Below are 14,055 nucleotides of genomic sequence, written 5' to 3'. Positions count from 1 at the left end.
AAGGGGGCAAATTTCGCCCATCCGTTGCAGATGGGCGAGCGTGAGGTATTAGTGGCGCAGGGTGACTGGTTTAGTCACACTGAACTTTGATCGCCAGACCACCGCGCGAGGTTTCGCGGTATTTGGCATTCATGTCCTTACCGGTTTCGTACATCGTTTCGATGACTTTATCCAGTGAGACGCGCGGCGCGCTGGTACGACGCATCGCCATCCGCGCGGCGTTGATCGCTTTAACAGAGGCAATCGCATTACGTTCAATGCACGGCACCTGTACCTGACCCGCAACCGGATCGCAGGTCAGTCCCAGGTTATGTTCCATGCCAATTTCAGCGGCGACGCACACCTGCTCCGGGCTTGCCCCCAGCAGTTCTGCCAGACCGGCCGCTGCCATTGAACAGGCCACACCGACTTCGCCCTGGCAGCCGACTTCTGCACCCGAAATCGAGGCATTCATTTTATACAACGCGCCAATAGCGCCCGCCGCCAGGAAGTAGCGGGTATAGATATCCGGGCTGACGGATTCAATAAAGTGATCGTAGTAGGCCAGCACGGCTGGCACGATACCGCATGCACCGTTGGTCGGCGCGGTGACCACACGACCGCCCGCCGCGTTCTCTTCGTTGACGGCGAGGGCGAACATGTTCACCCAGTCGATCACATTCATCGGGTCGTTAGAGAGCTTATCGCTGGAAACCAGCATCCGACGCAGCGCAGAGGCACGACGCGGGACGCGCAGCGGGCCCGGTAAAACGCCTTCGGTATTCATGCCGCGATCGATACAGGCCTGCATGGTCTGCCAGACGTGACCGAAGTACTCTTCAATCTCTTTCTTGTCGTGTAATGCCAGCTCGTTCTGCATCGCCAGTCCGGAAAGAGAGAGGCCGGTGCTGTTACAGTACTCCAGCAGCTCGGTTGCGGATTTGAACGGATAAGGGACACTCACCTCATTCGCTGCATCCTGACCGAAATGCTCTTCATCGACGATAAAACCGCCGCCGATGGAATAGTAGGTTTTGCTGTAAACGACGGCATCGCCGTTATACGCATGGATCTGCATGCCGTTTTCGTGCAGCGACAGGTTGCTGTTATGAAAACGCATGCCGTCGTTTTGTGGGAAATCTACTTCGTGCTGACCGTGTGCCAGCAGCAGGCGACCGCGCGTCTCAACGTCGTGGATGAAACCAGGGATACTATCAATATCCACGGTGGCGGGCTCATTACCTGCCAGACCCATAATAATGGCGATATCGGTGTGGTGACCTTTACCCGTGAGCGACAGTGAACCATACACGTCAACGGCGACACGAGTAACGCTATCCAGTAATCCTTTTTCGACCAGGTCATCGACGAACTGTTTACCCGCCTTCATAGGCCCTACAGTATGGGAAGATGAGGGACCAATCCCCACCTTAAACATGTCGAATAGACTAATCACGATAATACTCCTGACAGGGTGACTGGAAACTTCCAGAAACGATGTAATAACTGCGCATAGTGTAAGAGGGAACGCGGGGATCGGCTTAACTATTCACATGAATTAAACTAATGGGTAACCGCGTTTTTACTAATGTTGTGACGGGAGCTTCAGGTTGTGTCGTCAGCGCGTAAAGATAAGTATAGTCAGGGCTTCACGCCAATTTGTAGTGCCAGTTCACGAATAATTCCGGCGGTCATGCCCCAGACGAAATAATGCTCATACCATGAAAGCCACACGCGATGCGAATCACCGCGACGCCAGACATCCAGCGGATGATAGCGGCCTAAATGCAGCGCCTGCGCCAGCGGCATTTCAAAGACTGCAGAAACCTCATCTTCGCTGGCACGGTAAGGCAGATTGGGCGGGATAATGCCAACCACCGGCGTGACCTGGAACCCGGTCACGCTGTCAACAGGCGGCAGTACGCCGATCACGTCAACGGCTTCTGGCGGGATCGCCACTTCTTCTTCTGCTTCACGCAGCGCGGCGGCGATGAGCGAGGCATCGGTGCTGTCAACCGCGCCGCCGGGGAAGGCCACCTGACCGGCATGTTTGCGTAAATGCACTGAACGCTGGGTCAACAGCAGTCCCGGCTGTGGCCGGCGAACCACGGGAATGAGCACGGCGGCCTGTCGCAGGTTCAGCGATTCGCGATTAATCTGCGGGCGCAAAAGTTGGAAGCGCGATAAAAAATCATCCAACGTCAGGCTCTTGTTATCCACGTTTTAGTTCTCCAGTTGTTGCAGGATACGATTAACTTTATCAAAGGTTTCCTGATATTCCGCCTGTTCCTCGCTATCAGCCACGATGCCGCCACCAGCGGAACAGTACAGTTGACCGGCCACGGCGGTCAGGGTGCGGATGGTAATGCTGGTATCCATATTGCCGCAGACGCTCAGATAACCGATGCTGCCGCACCAGGCGTTGCGCCGATGGGGCTCCAGTTCATCAATAATTTCCATTGCGCGCACCTTTGGCGCCCCGGTAATCGAACCGCCCGGAAACGCGGCGCGGAGCAGGTCGCTGGCATGCCGTGTGGGCGGTAACCGCGCGGTCACGGTACTGACCAGATGATGCACCGCCGGGAAGGGTTCGACGACGAACAACTCCGGTACTTTCACTGAACCGGGCACTGCCACGCGGCCAATGTCGTTACGCATCAGATCGACAATCATTAAATTTTCCGCCCGATCCTTCGGTGAGTTCGCCAGTTTCTGCGCCTGCTCCCGGTCTGCCTCTTCCTGTGGGAGTCGCGGCAGGGTGCCTTTAATCGGGCGAGTCTGAATGTTGCCGTCGGCCAGAAGAATAAACCGTTCTGGCGACAGGCTCAGAATAGCGCCTTCATCCAGGCGTAAAAATGCGCTGAACGGGGCGCGGTTCTCCTGATTCAATCGCTCAAAGGCCAGCCACTCATCACCCTGATAAGACGCCTGAAAACGCTGGGCCAAATTGACCTGATAGCAGTCGCCGCTGTGCAGATACGCCTGTACCTGGCGGAATTTCTCGCCATACTGTTCACGCGTCATATTCGAGCGCCAGTCTGCGGTTAACCTGAACGGCGCACGTACAGGGGATTGCTCGCTTTCGAGCCAGGCGAGTCTTTTCTGGACGTCCGAATGACTGATCAGGGTCACGGTCTGGCGCTGGTGGTCGACAATGAGTGCCCAGTCGTAGAGGCCGATCGCCATGTCTGCCAGCGCGATATCCTGCCGGGCATGGCTGGGCAGGATTTCGAAGCGGCGTCCCAGATCGTAGCCGAATAACCCCAGCGCGCCGCCCTGGAACGGTATATCGGCGTTGACCGGCGGCTGGAGGTTCAGCGCAGTCAGCGCGCTTTGCAATACCGCCAGCGGGTCGTCGTGAGTAAGACGACAGCCTTGCGCATCGCAAACCTGTGTGGTCTCGCCGTGCGTCTTCACGGTGCAAACCGGATCGGCCACCACGATGTCAAAGCGGCTATGCGGGTGATCCGCGTGACCGGAATGCAGCAGCATCGCCCACGGCAGATGACTTATTGGCGCGAAATAATGTTCGGCGGCGTCCTGGCGCCAGGGGAGCGTGATAATAGCGGGAGATAACGTCTTCATTGATCCTGACTGTACTGGCTATGTTCCGGGTTGCATGAAATAATTAGCGCTGACAATTTAGCAGGAGTTAACGATGTTTGCAGGTTTACCTTCACTCAGTCATGAGCAGCAACAGAAAGCGGTTGAGCGTATTCAGGAGCTCATGTCACAGGGAATGAGCAGCGGCGAGGCGATTGTCTTAGTGGCAGGAGAACTGCGCGCCACTCATACCGGCGAGCGGATTGTGGCGCGTTTTGAAGATGAAGAAGATGAGTAACCCCGGCTTACACCGCGGCGATTATCTTAATCTCAACTTTGTATTTTGGGTTCATTAACCCAGCCTGAACCGTGCAGCGTACCGGCGCATGACCGGCTACAACCCAGGCGTCCCAGGCTTTGTTCATCGCCGCAAAGTCGTTCTTATCGGCGAGGAAAATGGTGGCATCCAGAATGCGTGATTTGCTGCTGCCTTGCTGTTCCAGCGCGGCGTCAATCTGCGCCAGCGTGTTAGCGGTCTGCTCAAAGGCGTCGGCATCGAGGTTTGCCGGTACGCCAGTGTAGTAGAGCGTATTGTTATGGATAACCACGTCAGACCAACGATCTTCGGCATCGATACGGATGATAGTCATAAAGCCTTCCTCTTAACGTTCTGCATAAAATGGCAAGACTGCCATATTGTCAGGGCCTCGTCATCTCTTCAACTGGCGTAAGCCGCTGCGGCCTGACATAATCCCTGTTCAAATCAACAGGGGGTAGTGTGACGGACGATTTTGCACCAGACGGTCAACTGGCTAAAGCGATACCGGGATTTAAACCGCGCGAACCGCAGCGGCAGATGGCGGTGGCCGTCGCTCAGGCCATTCAAAAATCACAGCCTCTGGTGGTCGAAGCCGGAACGGGGACGGGGAAAACCTACGCCTATCTGGCACCGGCGCTGCGCGCAAAAAAGAAAGTGATTATCTCGACCGGTTCGAAGGCGCTGCAGGATCAGCTTTATAGTCGCGATCTGCCGACGGTGGCTAAAGCGCTGAAGTACACCGGAAGACTGGCCCTGTTGAAAGGACGTTCAAACTATTTATGCCTGGAGCGCCTCGAACAACAGGCGCTGGCGGGCGGCGATCTCCCCGTTCAGACCTTAAGCGATGTGATCCTGCTGCGGTCGTGGTCGAATCAGACCGTAGATGGCGACATCAGCACCTGCGTCAGCGTAGCCGAGGATTCTCAGGCCTGGCCGCTGGTCACCAGTACCAACGACAACTGTCTCGGCAGCGACTGCCCGCTGTATAAAGATTGCTTTGTGGTGAAAGCGCGTAAAAAGGCGATGGACGCAGACGTGGTGGTGGTGAACCACCATCTGTTTCTGGCCGATATGGTGGTCAAAGAGAGCGGTTTCGGTGAACTGATCCCGGAAGCGGAGGTGATGATTTTCGATGAAGCCCATCAGCTACCGGATATCGCCAGCCAGTATTTTGGTCAGTCGCTCTCCAGCCGTCAGCTCATGGATCTGGCGAAGGACATCACCATTGCCTATCGTACCGAACTGAAAGATACCCAGCAGTTACAGAAATGCGCCGACCGTCTGGCGCAAAGCGCGCAGGATTTTCGTTTGCAACTGGGCGAACCGGGATATCGCGGCAACCTGCGTGAACTGCTGGCCGATCCGCGGGTGCAGCGGGCTTTTTTACTGCTCGATGACACGCTGGAGTTGTGTTATGACGTGGCGAAATTGTCCCTCGGACGTTCGGCATTGCTCGATGCCGCGTTTGAGCGCGCCACGTTGTATCGCGCACGTCTTAAGCGGCTGAAAGAGATCAACCAACCCGGCTACAGCTACTGGTATGAATGTACCTCGCGCAATTTCACCCTCGCGCTGACCCCGCTGACGGTGGCGGATAAGTTCAAAGAGGTGATGGCACAGAAGCCGGGGAGCTGGATTTTCACCTCCGCAACGCTGTCGGTGAATGACGACCTCCATCACTTTACGGCGCGTCTGGGGATCGACGAGGCGGAATCGATGCTGCTGCCGAGCCCGTTTGATTACACCCGCCAGGCGCTGCTCTGCGTGCCGCGCTATCTGCCGCAAACCAATCAGCCGGGCGCGGCGCGACAGCTGGCAGCAATGTTAAGACCGATCATCGAGGCGAACAACGGGCGCTGCTTTATGCTCTGTACCTCGCACGCGATGATGCGCGATCTGGCTGAACAGTTCCGCGCCACCATGACGCTTCCGGTACTGCTGCAGGGGGAAACCAGCAAAGGCCAACTGCTACAACAGTTCGTCAGTGCGGGAAATGCCCTGCTGGTGGCGACCAGTAGCTTCTGGGAAGGGGTGGACGTGCGCGGCGATACGCTGTCGCTGGTGATCATCGACAAACTGCCGTTTACGTCGCCGGACGATCCGCTGCTGAAGGCGAGGATGGAAGATTGTCGCTTACGCGGTGGCGACCCGTTTGATGAAGTGCAACTGCCCGACGCGGTGATTACGCTAAAGCAGGGAGTTGGGCGTTTGATCCGTGATGCTGACGATCGCGGCGTGTTGGTGATTTGTGATAACCGGCTGGTGATGCGACCTTACGGCGCCACGTTTCTTGCCAGTCTGCCACCGGCACCGCGCACCCGGGATATCGCCCGTGCCGTGCGATTCCTCGCGATACCATCCTCCGAGTAATCTGTTACGGAGTATGGTAAGATGCGGGCCATTTTATTGATCTAAGCACGAAGACTCATGCGAATTCTGGCTATTGATACCGCCACAGAAGCCTGCTCTGTGGCTCTGTGGAACGACGGTACTCACTCTGCTCATTTTGAGCTTTGCCCACGAGAACATACTCAACGCATCCTGCCAATGGTGCAGGATATCCTTGCCGCTAACGGCACCTCTCTGACGGAACTTAATGCGCTGGCCTACGGGCGTGGACCGGGTAGTTTCACCGGTGTGCGCATTGGGATTGGCATTGCCCAGGGGCTGGCGTTAGGTGCAGACCTGCCGATGATTGGCGTCTCCACGCTGATGACGATGGCGCAGGGCGCGTGGCGTAAAACCGGTGCTACCCGTGTCCTGGCGGCCATTGACGCGCGAATGGGTGAGGTCTACTGGGCCGAGTATCAGCGCGATGAACATGGCGTCTGGCACGGTGAAGAGACGGAGGCCGTGTTGAAACCTGAGCAGGTGTCCGAACGTTTACAACAGCTTTCCGGTGACTGGGTGACCGTCGGGACGGGTTGGCCTGCCTGGCCTGAACTCGGTAAAGAGAGCAAATCGACGCTGCGTGACGGTGACGTCCTGCTGCCAGCGGCGGAAGATATGCTGCCGATCGCCTGTCAGATGTTCGCCGACGGCAAAACCGTGGCGGTCGAGCACGCTGAACCGGTTTATTTACGTAACAACGTAGCCTGGAAGAAACTTCCCGGAAAAGAATGAATCTCAGTAGCATGACCAGTAAAAACCGGGTCAATGCGCTGAGAAAAGGAGTCGCAGTATGGCGGTTCAAAAACAAGTTGTTAAAGGCCTGCTCGCGGGAGCGATTGCGCTCATGTTGAGCGGGTGCGTCACGGTTCCGGATGCGATTAAGGGCTCCAGCCCCACGCCACAAGACGATCTGGTACGAGTGATGAATGCCCCGCAACTGTACGTGGGTCAGGAAGCGCGCTTTGGCGGCAAAGTGGTGGACATTCAAAACCAGCAGGGGAAAACCCGGCTGGAAATTGCGACCGTTCCGCTCGATAGCGGTGCGCGCCCCATTCTGGGCGAACCCTCGCGCGGGCGTATTTACGCCAATGTGAATGGGTTCCTTGATCCGGTCGATTTCCGGGGGCAACTGGTGACCGTTGTGGGACCGATTACCGGTACCGTCGAAGGCAAAGTGGGTAATACGCCGTACAAATTCATGACGATGGACGTGTCGGGTTACAAGCGCTGGCGGCTTGCTCAGCAGGTGGTGATGCCACCGCAACCGATCGACCCATGGTTCTACGGCGGGAGAAGAGGCTGGCCGTATGGCTATGGCGGTTGGGGATGGTATAACCCGGGCCCAGCACAGGTTCAAACGATAGTCACAGAGTAACGCGTTGTATTATCAGTAAAAGAAACAGCGGCTGGTCCGCTGTTTCTGTTTTATTAACGTCATAACAAAAATAAATAGTGACGCGCTTCGCAACCTTTCAGTTGAGTGATTAATAAACTGGTACGCTGAGTTAATATTATGTTAACGACTTGTTTATTATCTGGGGTTGAGATGACGACGAACACTCATTTTAGAGGTGATGCAGTGAAGAAGGTTTGGTTAAACCGTTATCCCGCGGATGTGCCTGCGGAGATCAATCCTGACCGTTATCAATCCCTGGTGGAACTGTTTGAACATGCTGTCGCGCGCTATGCCGATCAGCCGGCGTTTATGAACATGGGGGAGGTGATGACCTTCCGCAAGCTGGAGGAGCGTAGTCGCGCCTTCTCTGCTTACCTGCAGCAGGGGCTGGGGCTGAAAAAAGGCGACCGCGTCGCGCTGATGATGCCAAACCTGCTGCAATATCCGGTGGCGCTGTTTGGCATTTTGCGCGCCGGGATGATCGTGGTGAACGTCAACCCGCTTTATACCCCGCGCGAACTGGAGCATCAGCTAAACGACAGCGGCGCGGCGGCGATTGTGATTGTCTCCAACTTCGCCCATACCCTGGAAAAAGTGGTTGATAAAACCAGCGTTAAGCACGTCATTCTGACCCGTATGGGCGACCAGCTTTCCACGGCCAAAGGCACGCTGGTGAACTTCGTTGTGAAGTACATCAAACGACTGGTGCCGAAATATCATCTGCCGGATGCGATCTCTTTTCGCAGTGCGCTGCACGCCGGTTACCGTATGCAGTATGTGAAGCCGGAAGTGGTTTCTGCGGATCTGGCGTTTTTGCAGTACACCGGCGGGACGACCGGGGTGGCGAAAGGGGCGATGCTGACGCACCGCAACATGCTGGCTAACCTGGAGCAGGTGAAAGCCACTTACGGGCCACTTTTGCACCCGGGTAAAGAGCTGGTGGTGACCGCGCTGCCGCTGTACCACATTTTTGCCCTGACCATGAACTGCCTGCTGTTTATTGAACTGGGGGGACAGAACCTGCTTATCACCAACCCGCGCGATATTCCGGGTCTGGTAAAAGAGCTGGCGAAGTATCCGTTTACCGCCATGACCGGCGTGAATACCTTGTTTAACGCCTTGTTGAACAATAAAGAGTTCCAGCAGCTGGATTTCTCCTCTTTGCATCTTTCTGCGGGCGGCGGTATGCCGGTACAACAGGCGGTGGCTGAACGATGGGTTAAGCTGACCGGACAGTATCTGCTTGAAGGCTACGGGTTGACCGAATGTGCGCCGTTGGTCAGTGTTAACCCGCACGATATTGATTATCACAGTGGCAGCATCGGCTTGCCGGTGCCGTCGACCGAAGCCAAACTGGTGGATGACGACGACAACGAAGTTTCTCCGGATCAGCCGGGTGAACTGTGCGTGAAAGGACCGCAGGTGATGCTGGGCTACTGGCAGCGTCCTGACGCGACGGATGAGATCATCAAGAACGGCTGGCTGCACACGGGCGACATCGCGGTCATGGATGATGAAGGATTCCTGCGCATTGTCGACCGTAAGAAAGATATGATTCTGGTCTCCGGCTTTAACGTTTATCCGAATGAGATAGAAGATGTGGTGATGCAGCATCCGGGGGTGCTGGAAGTGGCTGCCGTCGGCGTTCCGTCCGGCAGCAGTGGCGAAGCGGTGAAGATTTTTGTGGTGAAAAAAGAGGCTTCGCTCACTGAGGAAGCGCTGGTCACCTTCTGCCGCCGTCAGCTCACGGGCTATAAAGTCCCGAAACTGGTTGAATTCCGCGATGAACTGCCGAAATCAAACGTCGGCAAAATTTTACGTCGAGAATTGCGTGACGAAGCCCGCGCCAAAGTGGACAATAAGGGCTGAGCGTTAAGCAACACGTCAAACGCCGGGTGAATCCGGCGTGAGAGTGATCGCAAACCTTGCTCCGATACCGGACAAGCAGAGATCACCTTATTAAAACCAGGAAAATCAATTTATTGATTTTCGGCTGATAACCACAAAGAAGGAAAAACCACGTTTTTTCCCTTCTTTGTCAGCAATCTGACGCCGGGTGAATCCGGCGTTTTTTTTGGCGTAAACCGAAGAGAATGCAATTTGAATTACCAAATGATCACCACTGACGACGCGCTGGCAACCCTGTGCGAAGCGGTCCGTGCGTTTCCTGCGATTGCCCTGGATACTGAGTTTGTTCGTACCCGTACCTATTATCCGCAGTTGGGCCTGATCCAGCTGTTTGACGGCGAACATGTTGCACTGATCGACCCGCACGGCATTAGCGACTGGTCGCCGCTGAAAGCGATTCTGCGCGACACCGCCATTACCAAATTTCTGCACGCGGGTAGTGAAGATCTGGAAGTCTTTCTGAATGCGTTCGGCGAACTGCCGCAACCGCTGATTGACACGCAAATCCTGGCCGCATTTTGCGGCCGCCCGCTGTCGTGGGGCTTTGCATCGATGGTGGAAGAGTACACCGGCGTGGCGCTGGATAAGAGCGAGTCGCGTACTGACTGGCTGGCGCGACCGCTGACTGAGCGTCAGTGTGAATACGCCGCAGCGGATGTCTGGTATCTGTTGCCGATTGCCGGAAAACTGATGGCGGAAACCGAGGCTGCGGGCTGGTTGTCTGCGGCGCTGGATGAGTGCCGCCTGATGCAAACGCGTCGTCAGGAAATCCTCGCGCCCGAGGACGCCTGGCGCGACATCACTAACGCCTGGCAGCTACGCACGCGCCAACTGGCCTGCCTGCAACTGCTCGCCAACTGGCGTCTGCGTAAAGCGCGTGAGCGCGATCTGGCCGTGAACTTCGTGGTTCGCGAAGAGCATCTGTGGTCCGTGGCGCGTTATATGCCTGGCAGCATGGGCGAACTCGATAGCCTGGGGCTTTCCGGCAGTGAAATTCGCTTCCACGGTAAGACGCTGCTTTCACTGGTGGCTCAAGCGCAGGCGCTGCCGGAAGAGGCCCTGCCGGAACCGCTGCTGAATCTGATGGACATGCCGGGTTATCGTAAAGCGTTTAAGGCGATCAAGGCGCTTGTCACGCAAGTGAGTGCGGAACATAACGTCAGCGCAGAGCTGCTGGCGTCGCGCCGTCAGATCAACCAGTTGCTCAACTGGCACTGGAAGTTAAAACCGCAGAATACAGAGCCTGAATTGATTTCTGGCTGGCGGGCGGCGTTGATGGCGACGACGCTCAACGCGTTGCTGGCAGAGTATCCGCTTTAATGTTTTTGCCGGATGGTGGCTACGCCTGATTAGGCCTACAGACTCTCAACCGTAGGCCTGATAAGCGCAGCGCCATCAGGCATTGAACCCTTATATCCTCGCGCAGATCGCTTCACCGACCTGTTGTGTTGAGGCACTCCCCTGCAAATCCGGTGTTTTAGGTCCGCTGGCGATCACCTGCTCAATCGCCGCCAGAATCCCGTCGTGTGCGGCGGTGTACTTCGCATCTCCTGCGCCGAGGAAATCGAGCATCATCGCCCCAGCCCAGATAGTCGCAATCGGATTGGCGAGGTTTTTGCCATAAATATCCGGGGCGGAACCATGTACCGGTTCGAATAACGACGGGAAAGTGCGCTCAGGGTTCAGGTTAGCCGAGGGGGCAATGCCGATGGTGCCGGTACACGCCGGGCCGAGATCGGAAAGAATGTCGCCAAACAGGTTCGAGGCAACCACCACATCGAAGCGCTCCGGTTGCATCACAAAGCGGGCGCAAAGAATATCAATGTGCTGCTTGTCCCAGTGGATATCGGGATAGTGCTGCGCCATAAGCTCCACGCGTTCATCCCAGAACGGCATACTGATCGCCAGACCGTTGGATTTGGTCGCTGACGTCAGCGTTTTTCGCGGACGGCTTTGAGCTAATTCAAACGCATAACGCAGAATTCGATCCACGCCCCGGCGGGTGAAAACGGATTCCTGGATGACCACCTCATGCTCGGTGCCCGGATTAATATGTCCGCCCAGCGAAGAATATTCCCCTTCGGTGTTTTCACGCACGACGTAGAAATCAATGTCGCCCGGCTTCTTGCCGGCCAGCGGGCAGGGCACGCCGGGGAAGAGGCGAACCGGGCGCAGATTCACATACTGATCGAATTCCCGACGGAATTTTAGCAGCGAACCCCACAGGGAAATATGGTCCGGAACCGTGTCCGGCCAGCCGACGGCGCCAAAGTAAATGGCGTCAAAGGAGGATAACTGCTCGCGCCAGTCATCCGGCATCATTTTCCCGTGCTCAAGGTAATAATCACAGCTGGCCCATTCGAACGTCTCCACGCTGAGCGACAGGTCCCAACGTCTGGCGGCCGTCTGCAAAACGCGAATGCCTTCTGGCAGCACTTCCTTACCGATACCATCACCGGGAATCGCGGCAATACGACAGGTTTTCTTCATACCAGTTCTCACTTGTAGGGTAGCGAAATTGACTTCCTCCTTATCCTATAATTGACTGATCGACAGTTAATCTCTTCAACTGGTGAAACATAAAACACAGATCATGAATAATCCTCCTTTGCTGACTGATTTGCGCGTCTTTATTCTGGTCGCCCGACGGGCGGGATTTGCCGCCGTTGCCCAGGAACTGGGTGTTTCACCGGCCTATGTCAGTAAACGTATTGCGCTGCTTGAACAGAACCTGAATGTGGTTTTGCTGCACCGCACTACGCGTCGCGTCACCATTACGGAAGAGGGCGAGCGCATCTATGAATGGGCGCAGCGCATTCTGCACGATGTCGATCAGATGATGGATGAACTCTCTGATGTCCGTCAGGTTCCGCAAGGAATGTTGCGAATCATCAGTAGCTTTGGGTTTGGCCGGCAGGTTGTGGCACCTGCGCTGTCCGCACTGGCAAGGCAGTATCCGCAACTGGAGCTGCGTTTTGATGTGGAAGACCGGTTGGTGGATTTGGCCAATGAAGGCGTCGATCTCGACATCCGCATTGGCGATGACATTGCGCCGAACCTGATCGCTCGCCGGTTGGGGACGAACTATCGAATCCTCTGCGCTTCTCCCGCGTTCCTGGCGCAGTACGGTACGCCAAAACAGCTTGCCGATCTTGCCACCTGCTCCTGCTTAGTGATCAAAGAGCGCGACCACCCCTTTGGGATCTGGCAATTGCAAAATAAAGAGGGGGAGCACGTCATTAAGGTGACCGGGCCGCTGTCATCAAATCATGGCGAAATTGTGCACCAATGGTGCCTCGACGGGCAGGGGATTGCGCTGCGCTCCTGGTGGGATGTCTGTGATAACATTGCCAGCGGTCATCTGGTGCATGTTCTGCCGGAATATTACCAGCCGGCCAATATCTGGGCGGTGTATGTTTCACGACTGGCCACATCGGCCAAAGTGCGTATTACGGTGGAATTCTTACGCCACTATTTTGCCGAGCGCTATCCAACCTTTTCACTGAAATAAAGGCGTCGGTAAAGCGCTTCCCTTGAGCAGGGGCATCCGTTAGCATATTGTTTCGCGGTTAAGCGAAAAAGTGGTTTCAGGAAGAAGAGGTTAACGTGTTTGCAGAGTATGGTGTACTGAATTATTGGACTTATCTGGTCGGGGCTATTTTTATTGTCCTCGTCCCTGGACCGAACACGATATTTGTGCTGAAAAACAGCGTCGGACGTGGAATGAAGGGCGGGTACCTTGCGGCAAGCGGCGTATTTATTGGCGATGCGGTGCTCATGTTTCTGGCGTATGCCGGGGTGGCAACGCTGATTAAAACAACGCCAGTATTGTTTAATATCGTCCGCTATCTCGGTGCCTTTTACCTGCTTTATCTGGGCGCAAAAATCCTCTATGCCACGCTTAAAGCAAAAGGCGGCGACGCTGCTGAAGAGGCGGTTCCCTTTGGCGCCATTTTTAAACGTGCGTTGGTGCTGAGCCTGACGAACCCGAAAGCTATTCTGTTCTATGTTTCCTTCTTTGTGCAGTTCATTGATGTGAATGCCCCACATGCGGGACTGTCATTCTTCATCTTAGCGACCACGCTTGAAGTGGTGAGCTTCTGCTACCTGAGCTTCCTGATCGTTTCGGGGGCCTTTGTTACGCAGTACATTCGTACCAAAAAGAAACTGGCGAAGGTCGGAAACTCGCTAATCGGCCTGATTTTTGTCGGTTTCGCCGCGCGGCTGGCGACATTGCAGTCGTAAGCCAGGAGGCCCGCCGCACAGGCGGGCTTTTTGTTTCGGTATCCCAATGAATAGTCCATTTTGGCGTCCTGCAAAAAGTAACCAATAAATGGTATTTAAAATGCCAGTTATGAAGCGTAACCTTTCTGGAACAGCGGTTTACTCACAATCGCATCCTACCGACTGGAAGAGGGAAGGACATGCTTCAGATTCCACAAAATCATATCCACACACGTGCCACGCCGTTCTGGAACAAAGAAACGGCGGTAATGACTCCAACTTATTGATAGTGTTT

13 protein-coding genes and 1 pseudogene are annotated in these 14,055 nt (G+C 55.5%); 9 read left to right on the top strand and 5 right to left on the bottom strand.

What is annotated here, in order from left to right; all coding sequences use genetic code 11:
- Positions 1 to 70: 70 nt before the first annotated feature.
- From sdaA to pabB, 3 genes are all read right to left on the bottom strand, one after another.
- Complete coding sequence (gene sdaA / locus QQZ17_RS16205) at positions 71 to 1,435, bottom strand: L-serine ammonia-lyase (RefSeq protein WP_152404173.1); 1,365 nt, start codon at positions 1,433 to 1,435, stop codon at positions 71 to 73.
- A 185-nt stretch (positions 1,436 to 1,620) separates the two neighbouring features.
- Positions 1,621 to 2,199 (bottom strand): CoA pyrophosphatase, encoded by a 579-nt coding sequence (locus tag QQZ17_RS16200; protein WP_152404175.1) that lies wholly within the window; start codon positions 2,197 to 2,199, stop codon positions 1,621 to 1,623.
- A 3-nt stretch (positions 2,200 to 2,202) separates the two neighbouring features.
- On the bottom strand, positions 2,203 to 3,564 hold the full coding sequence (gene pabB, locus QQZ17_RS16195; RefSeq protein WP_152404177.1) for an aminodeoxychorismate synthase component 1: 1,362 nt from the start codon (positions 3,562 to 3,564) through the stop codon (positions 2,203 to 2,205).
- A gap of 73 nt (positions 3,565 to 3,637) precedes the next feature.
- Here pabB and QQZ17_RS16190 point away from each other — a divergent pair, with 73 nt between their 5' ends.
- Positions 3,638 to 3,820: a YoaH family protein gene (locus QQZ17_RS16190; protein WP_152404179.1), complete on the top strand. Its 183-nt coding sequence runs from the start codon at positions 3,638 to 3,640 to the stop codon at positions 3,818 to 3,820.
- A gap of 7 nt (positions 3,821 to 3,827) precedes the next feature.
- On the opposite strand, the gene QQZ17_RS16185 is transcribed toward QQZ17_RS16190, so the two are convergent.
- The gene (locus QQZ17_RS16185; RefSeq protein ID WP_042318496.1) at positions 3,828 to 4,172 is read right to left on the bottom strand and encodes a RidA family protein; all 345 of its coding nucleotides are present in this window, start codon (positions 4,170 to 4,172) and stop codon (positions 3,828 to 3,830) included.
- A gap of 128 nt (positions 4,173 to 4,300) precedes the next feature.
- Between QQZ17_RS16185 and QQZ17_RS16180 the strand changes: the two genes are divergently transcribed.
- The 5 genes from QQZ17_RS16180 to rnd all read left to right on the top strand — a co-directional run bounded on the left by QQZ17_RS16180 (position 4,301) and on the right by rnd (position 10,856).
- Positions 4,301 to 6,211, top strand: coding sequence for an ATP-dependent DNA helicase (locus QQZ17_RS16180; RefSeq protein WP_152404181.1), 1,911 nt, complete (start codon positions 4,301 to 4,303; stop codon positions 6,209 to 6,211).
- A gap of 57 nt (positions 6,212 to 6,268) precedes the next feature.
- A complete protein-coding gene (gene tsaB / locus QQZ17_RS16175) occupies positions 6,269 to 6,964 on the top strand; it encodes a tRNA (adenosine(37)-N6)-threonylcarbamoyltransferase complex dimerization subunit type 1 TsaB (RefSeq protein ID WP_152404183.1) in 696 nt (231 codons plus the stop codon).
- A 58-nt stretch (positions 6,965 to 7,022) separates the two neighbouring features.
- Positions 7,023 to 7,607, top strand: a complete 585-nt coding sequence (locus QQZ17_RS16170) for a Slp family lipoprotein (RefSeq protein WP_152404186.1) — start codon at positions 7,023 to 7,025, stop codon at positions 7,605 to 7,607.
- 204 nt (positions 7,608 to 7,811) lie between these two features.
- Entirely contained in the window at positions 7,812 to 9,497 is a 1,686-nt protein-coding gene (fadD, locus tag QQZ17_RS16165; RefSeq protein WP_152404188.1) for a long-chain-fatty-acid--CoA ligase FadD, read from the top strand.
- 231 nt (positions 9,498 to 9,728) lie between these two features.
- Complete coding sequence (gene rnd / locus QQZ17_RS16160; protein ID WP_152404190.1) at positions 9,729 to 10,856, top strand: ribonuclease D; 1,128 nt, start codon at positions 9,729 to 9,731, stop codon at positions 10,854 to 10,856.
- A 90-nt stretch (positions 10,857 to 10,946) separates the two neighbouring features.
- Here rnd and QQZ17_RS16155 read toward each other — a convergent pair whose 3' ends face one another.
- Positions 10,947 to 12,026, bottom strand: coding sequence for a tartrate dehydrogenase (locus QQZ17_RS16155; protein ID WP_152404192.1), 1,080 nt, complete (start codon positions 12,024 to 12,026; stop codon positions 10,947 to 10,949).
- Positions 12,027 to 12,129: 103 nt separating this feature from the next.
- Between QQZ17_RS16155 and QQZ17_RS16150 the strand changes: the two genes are divergently transcribed.
- The 3 genes and pseudogenes from QQZ17_RS16150 to QQZ17_RS16140 form a co-directional block, all read left to right on the top strand.
- Positions 12,130 to 13,047 (top strand): LysR substrate-binding domain-containing protein, encoded by a 918-nt coding sequence (locus QQZ17_RS16150; RefSeq protein WP_152404194.1) that lies wholly within the window; start codon positions 12,130 to 12,132, stop codon positions 13,045 to 13,047.
- Between the two features lie 95 nt (positions 13,048 to 13,142).
- Complete coding sequence (gene leuE, locus QQZ17_RS16145) at positions 13,143 to 13,781, top strand: leucine efflux protein LeuE (RefSeq protein ID WP_152404196.1); 639 nt, start codon at positions 13,143 to 13,145, stop codon at positions 13,779 to 13,781.
- 179 nt (positions 13,782 to 13,960) lie between these two features.
- A pseudogene (locus QQZ17_RS16140) lies at positions 13,961 to 14,026 on the top strand (hypothetical protein); the annotation flags it as partial.
- Between the last annotated feature and the right edge of the window lie 29 nt (positions 14,027 to 14,055).

The sequence above is a fragment of the Citrobacter sp. T1.2D-1 genome (assembly GCF_950098555.1).
GTDB classification, from domain to species: domain Bacteria; phylum Pseudomonadota; class Gammaproteobacteria; order Enterobacterales; family Enterobacteriaceae; genus Citrobacter_A; species Citrobacter_A telavivensis.
This window is presented reverse-complemented; position numbering and strand designations above follow the sequence as displayed.

Excerpts from the sequence above, each read along its gene's own strand:
- pabB (WP_152404177.1), bottom strand. The coding sequence starts at position 3,564 with ATGAAGACGTTATCTCCCGCTATTATCACGCTCCCCTGGCGCCAGGAC.
- QQZ17_RS16170 (WP_152404186.1), top strand. The coding sequence starts at position 7,023 with ATGGCGGTTCAAAAACAAGTTGTTAAAGGCCTGCTCGCGGGAGCGATT.
- QQZ17_RS16150 (WP_152404194.1), top strand. The coding sequence starts at position 12,130 with ATGAATAATCCTCCTTTGCTGACTGATTTGCGCGTCTTTATTCTGGTC.
- tsaB (WP_152404183.1), top strand. The coding sequence starts at position 6,269 with ATGCGAATTCTGGCTATTGATACCGCCACAGAAGCCTGCTCTGTGGCT.
- QQZ17_RS16155 (WP_152404192.1), bottom strand. The coding sequence starts at position 12,026 with ATGAAGAAAACCTGTCGTATTGCCGCGATTCCCGGTGATGGTATCGGT.
- QQZ17_RS16190 (WP_152404179.1), top strand. The coding sequence starts at position 3,638 with ATGTTTGCAGGTTTACCTTCACTCAGTCATGAGCAGCAACAGAAAGCG.
- QQZ17_RS16185 (WP_042318496.1), bottom strand. The coding sequence starts at position 4,172 with ATGACTATCATCCGTATCGATGCCGAAGATCGTTGGTCTGACGTGGTT.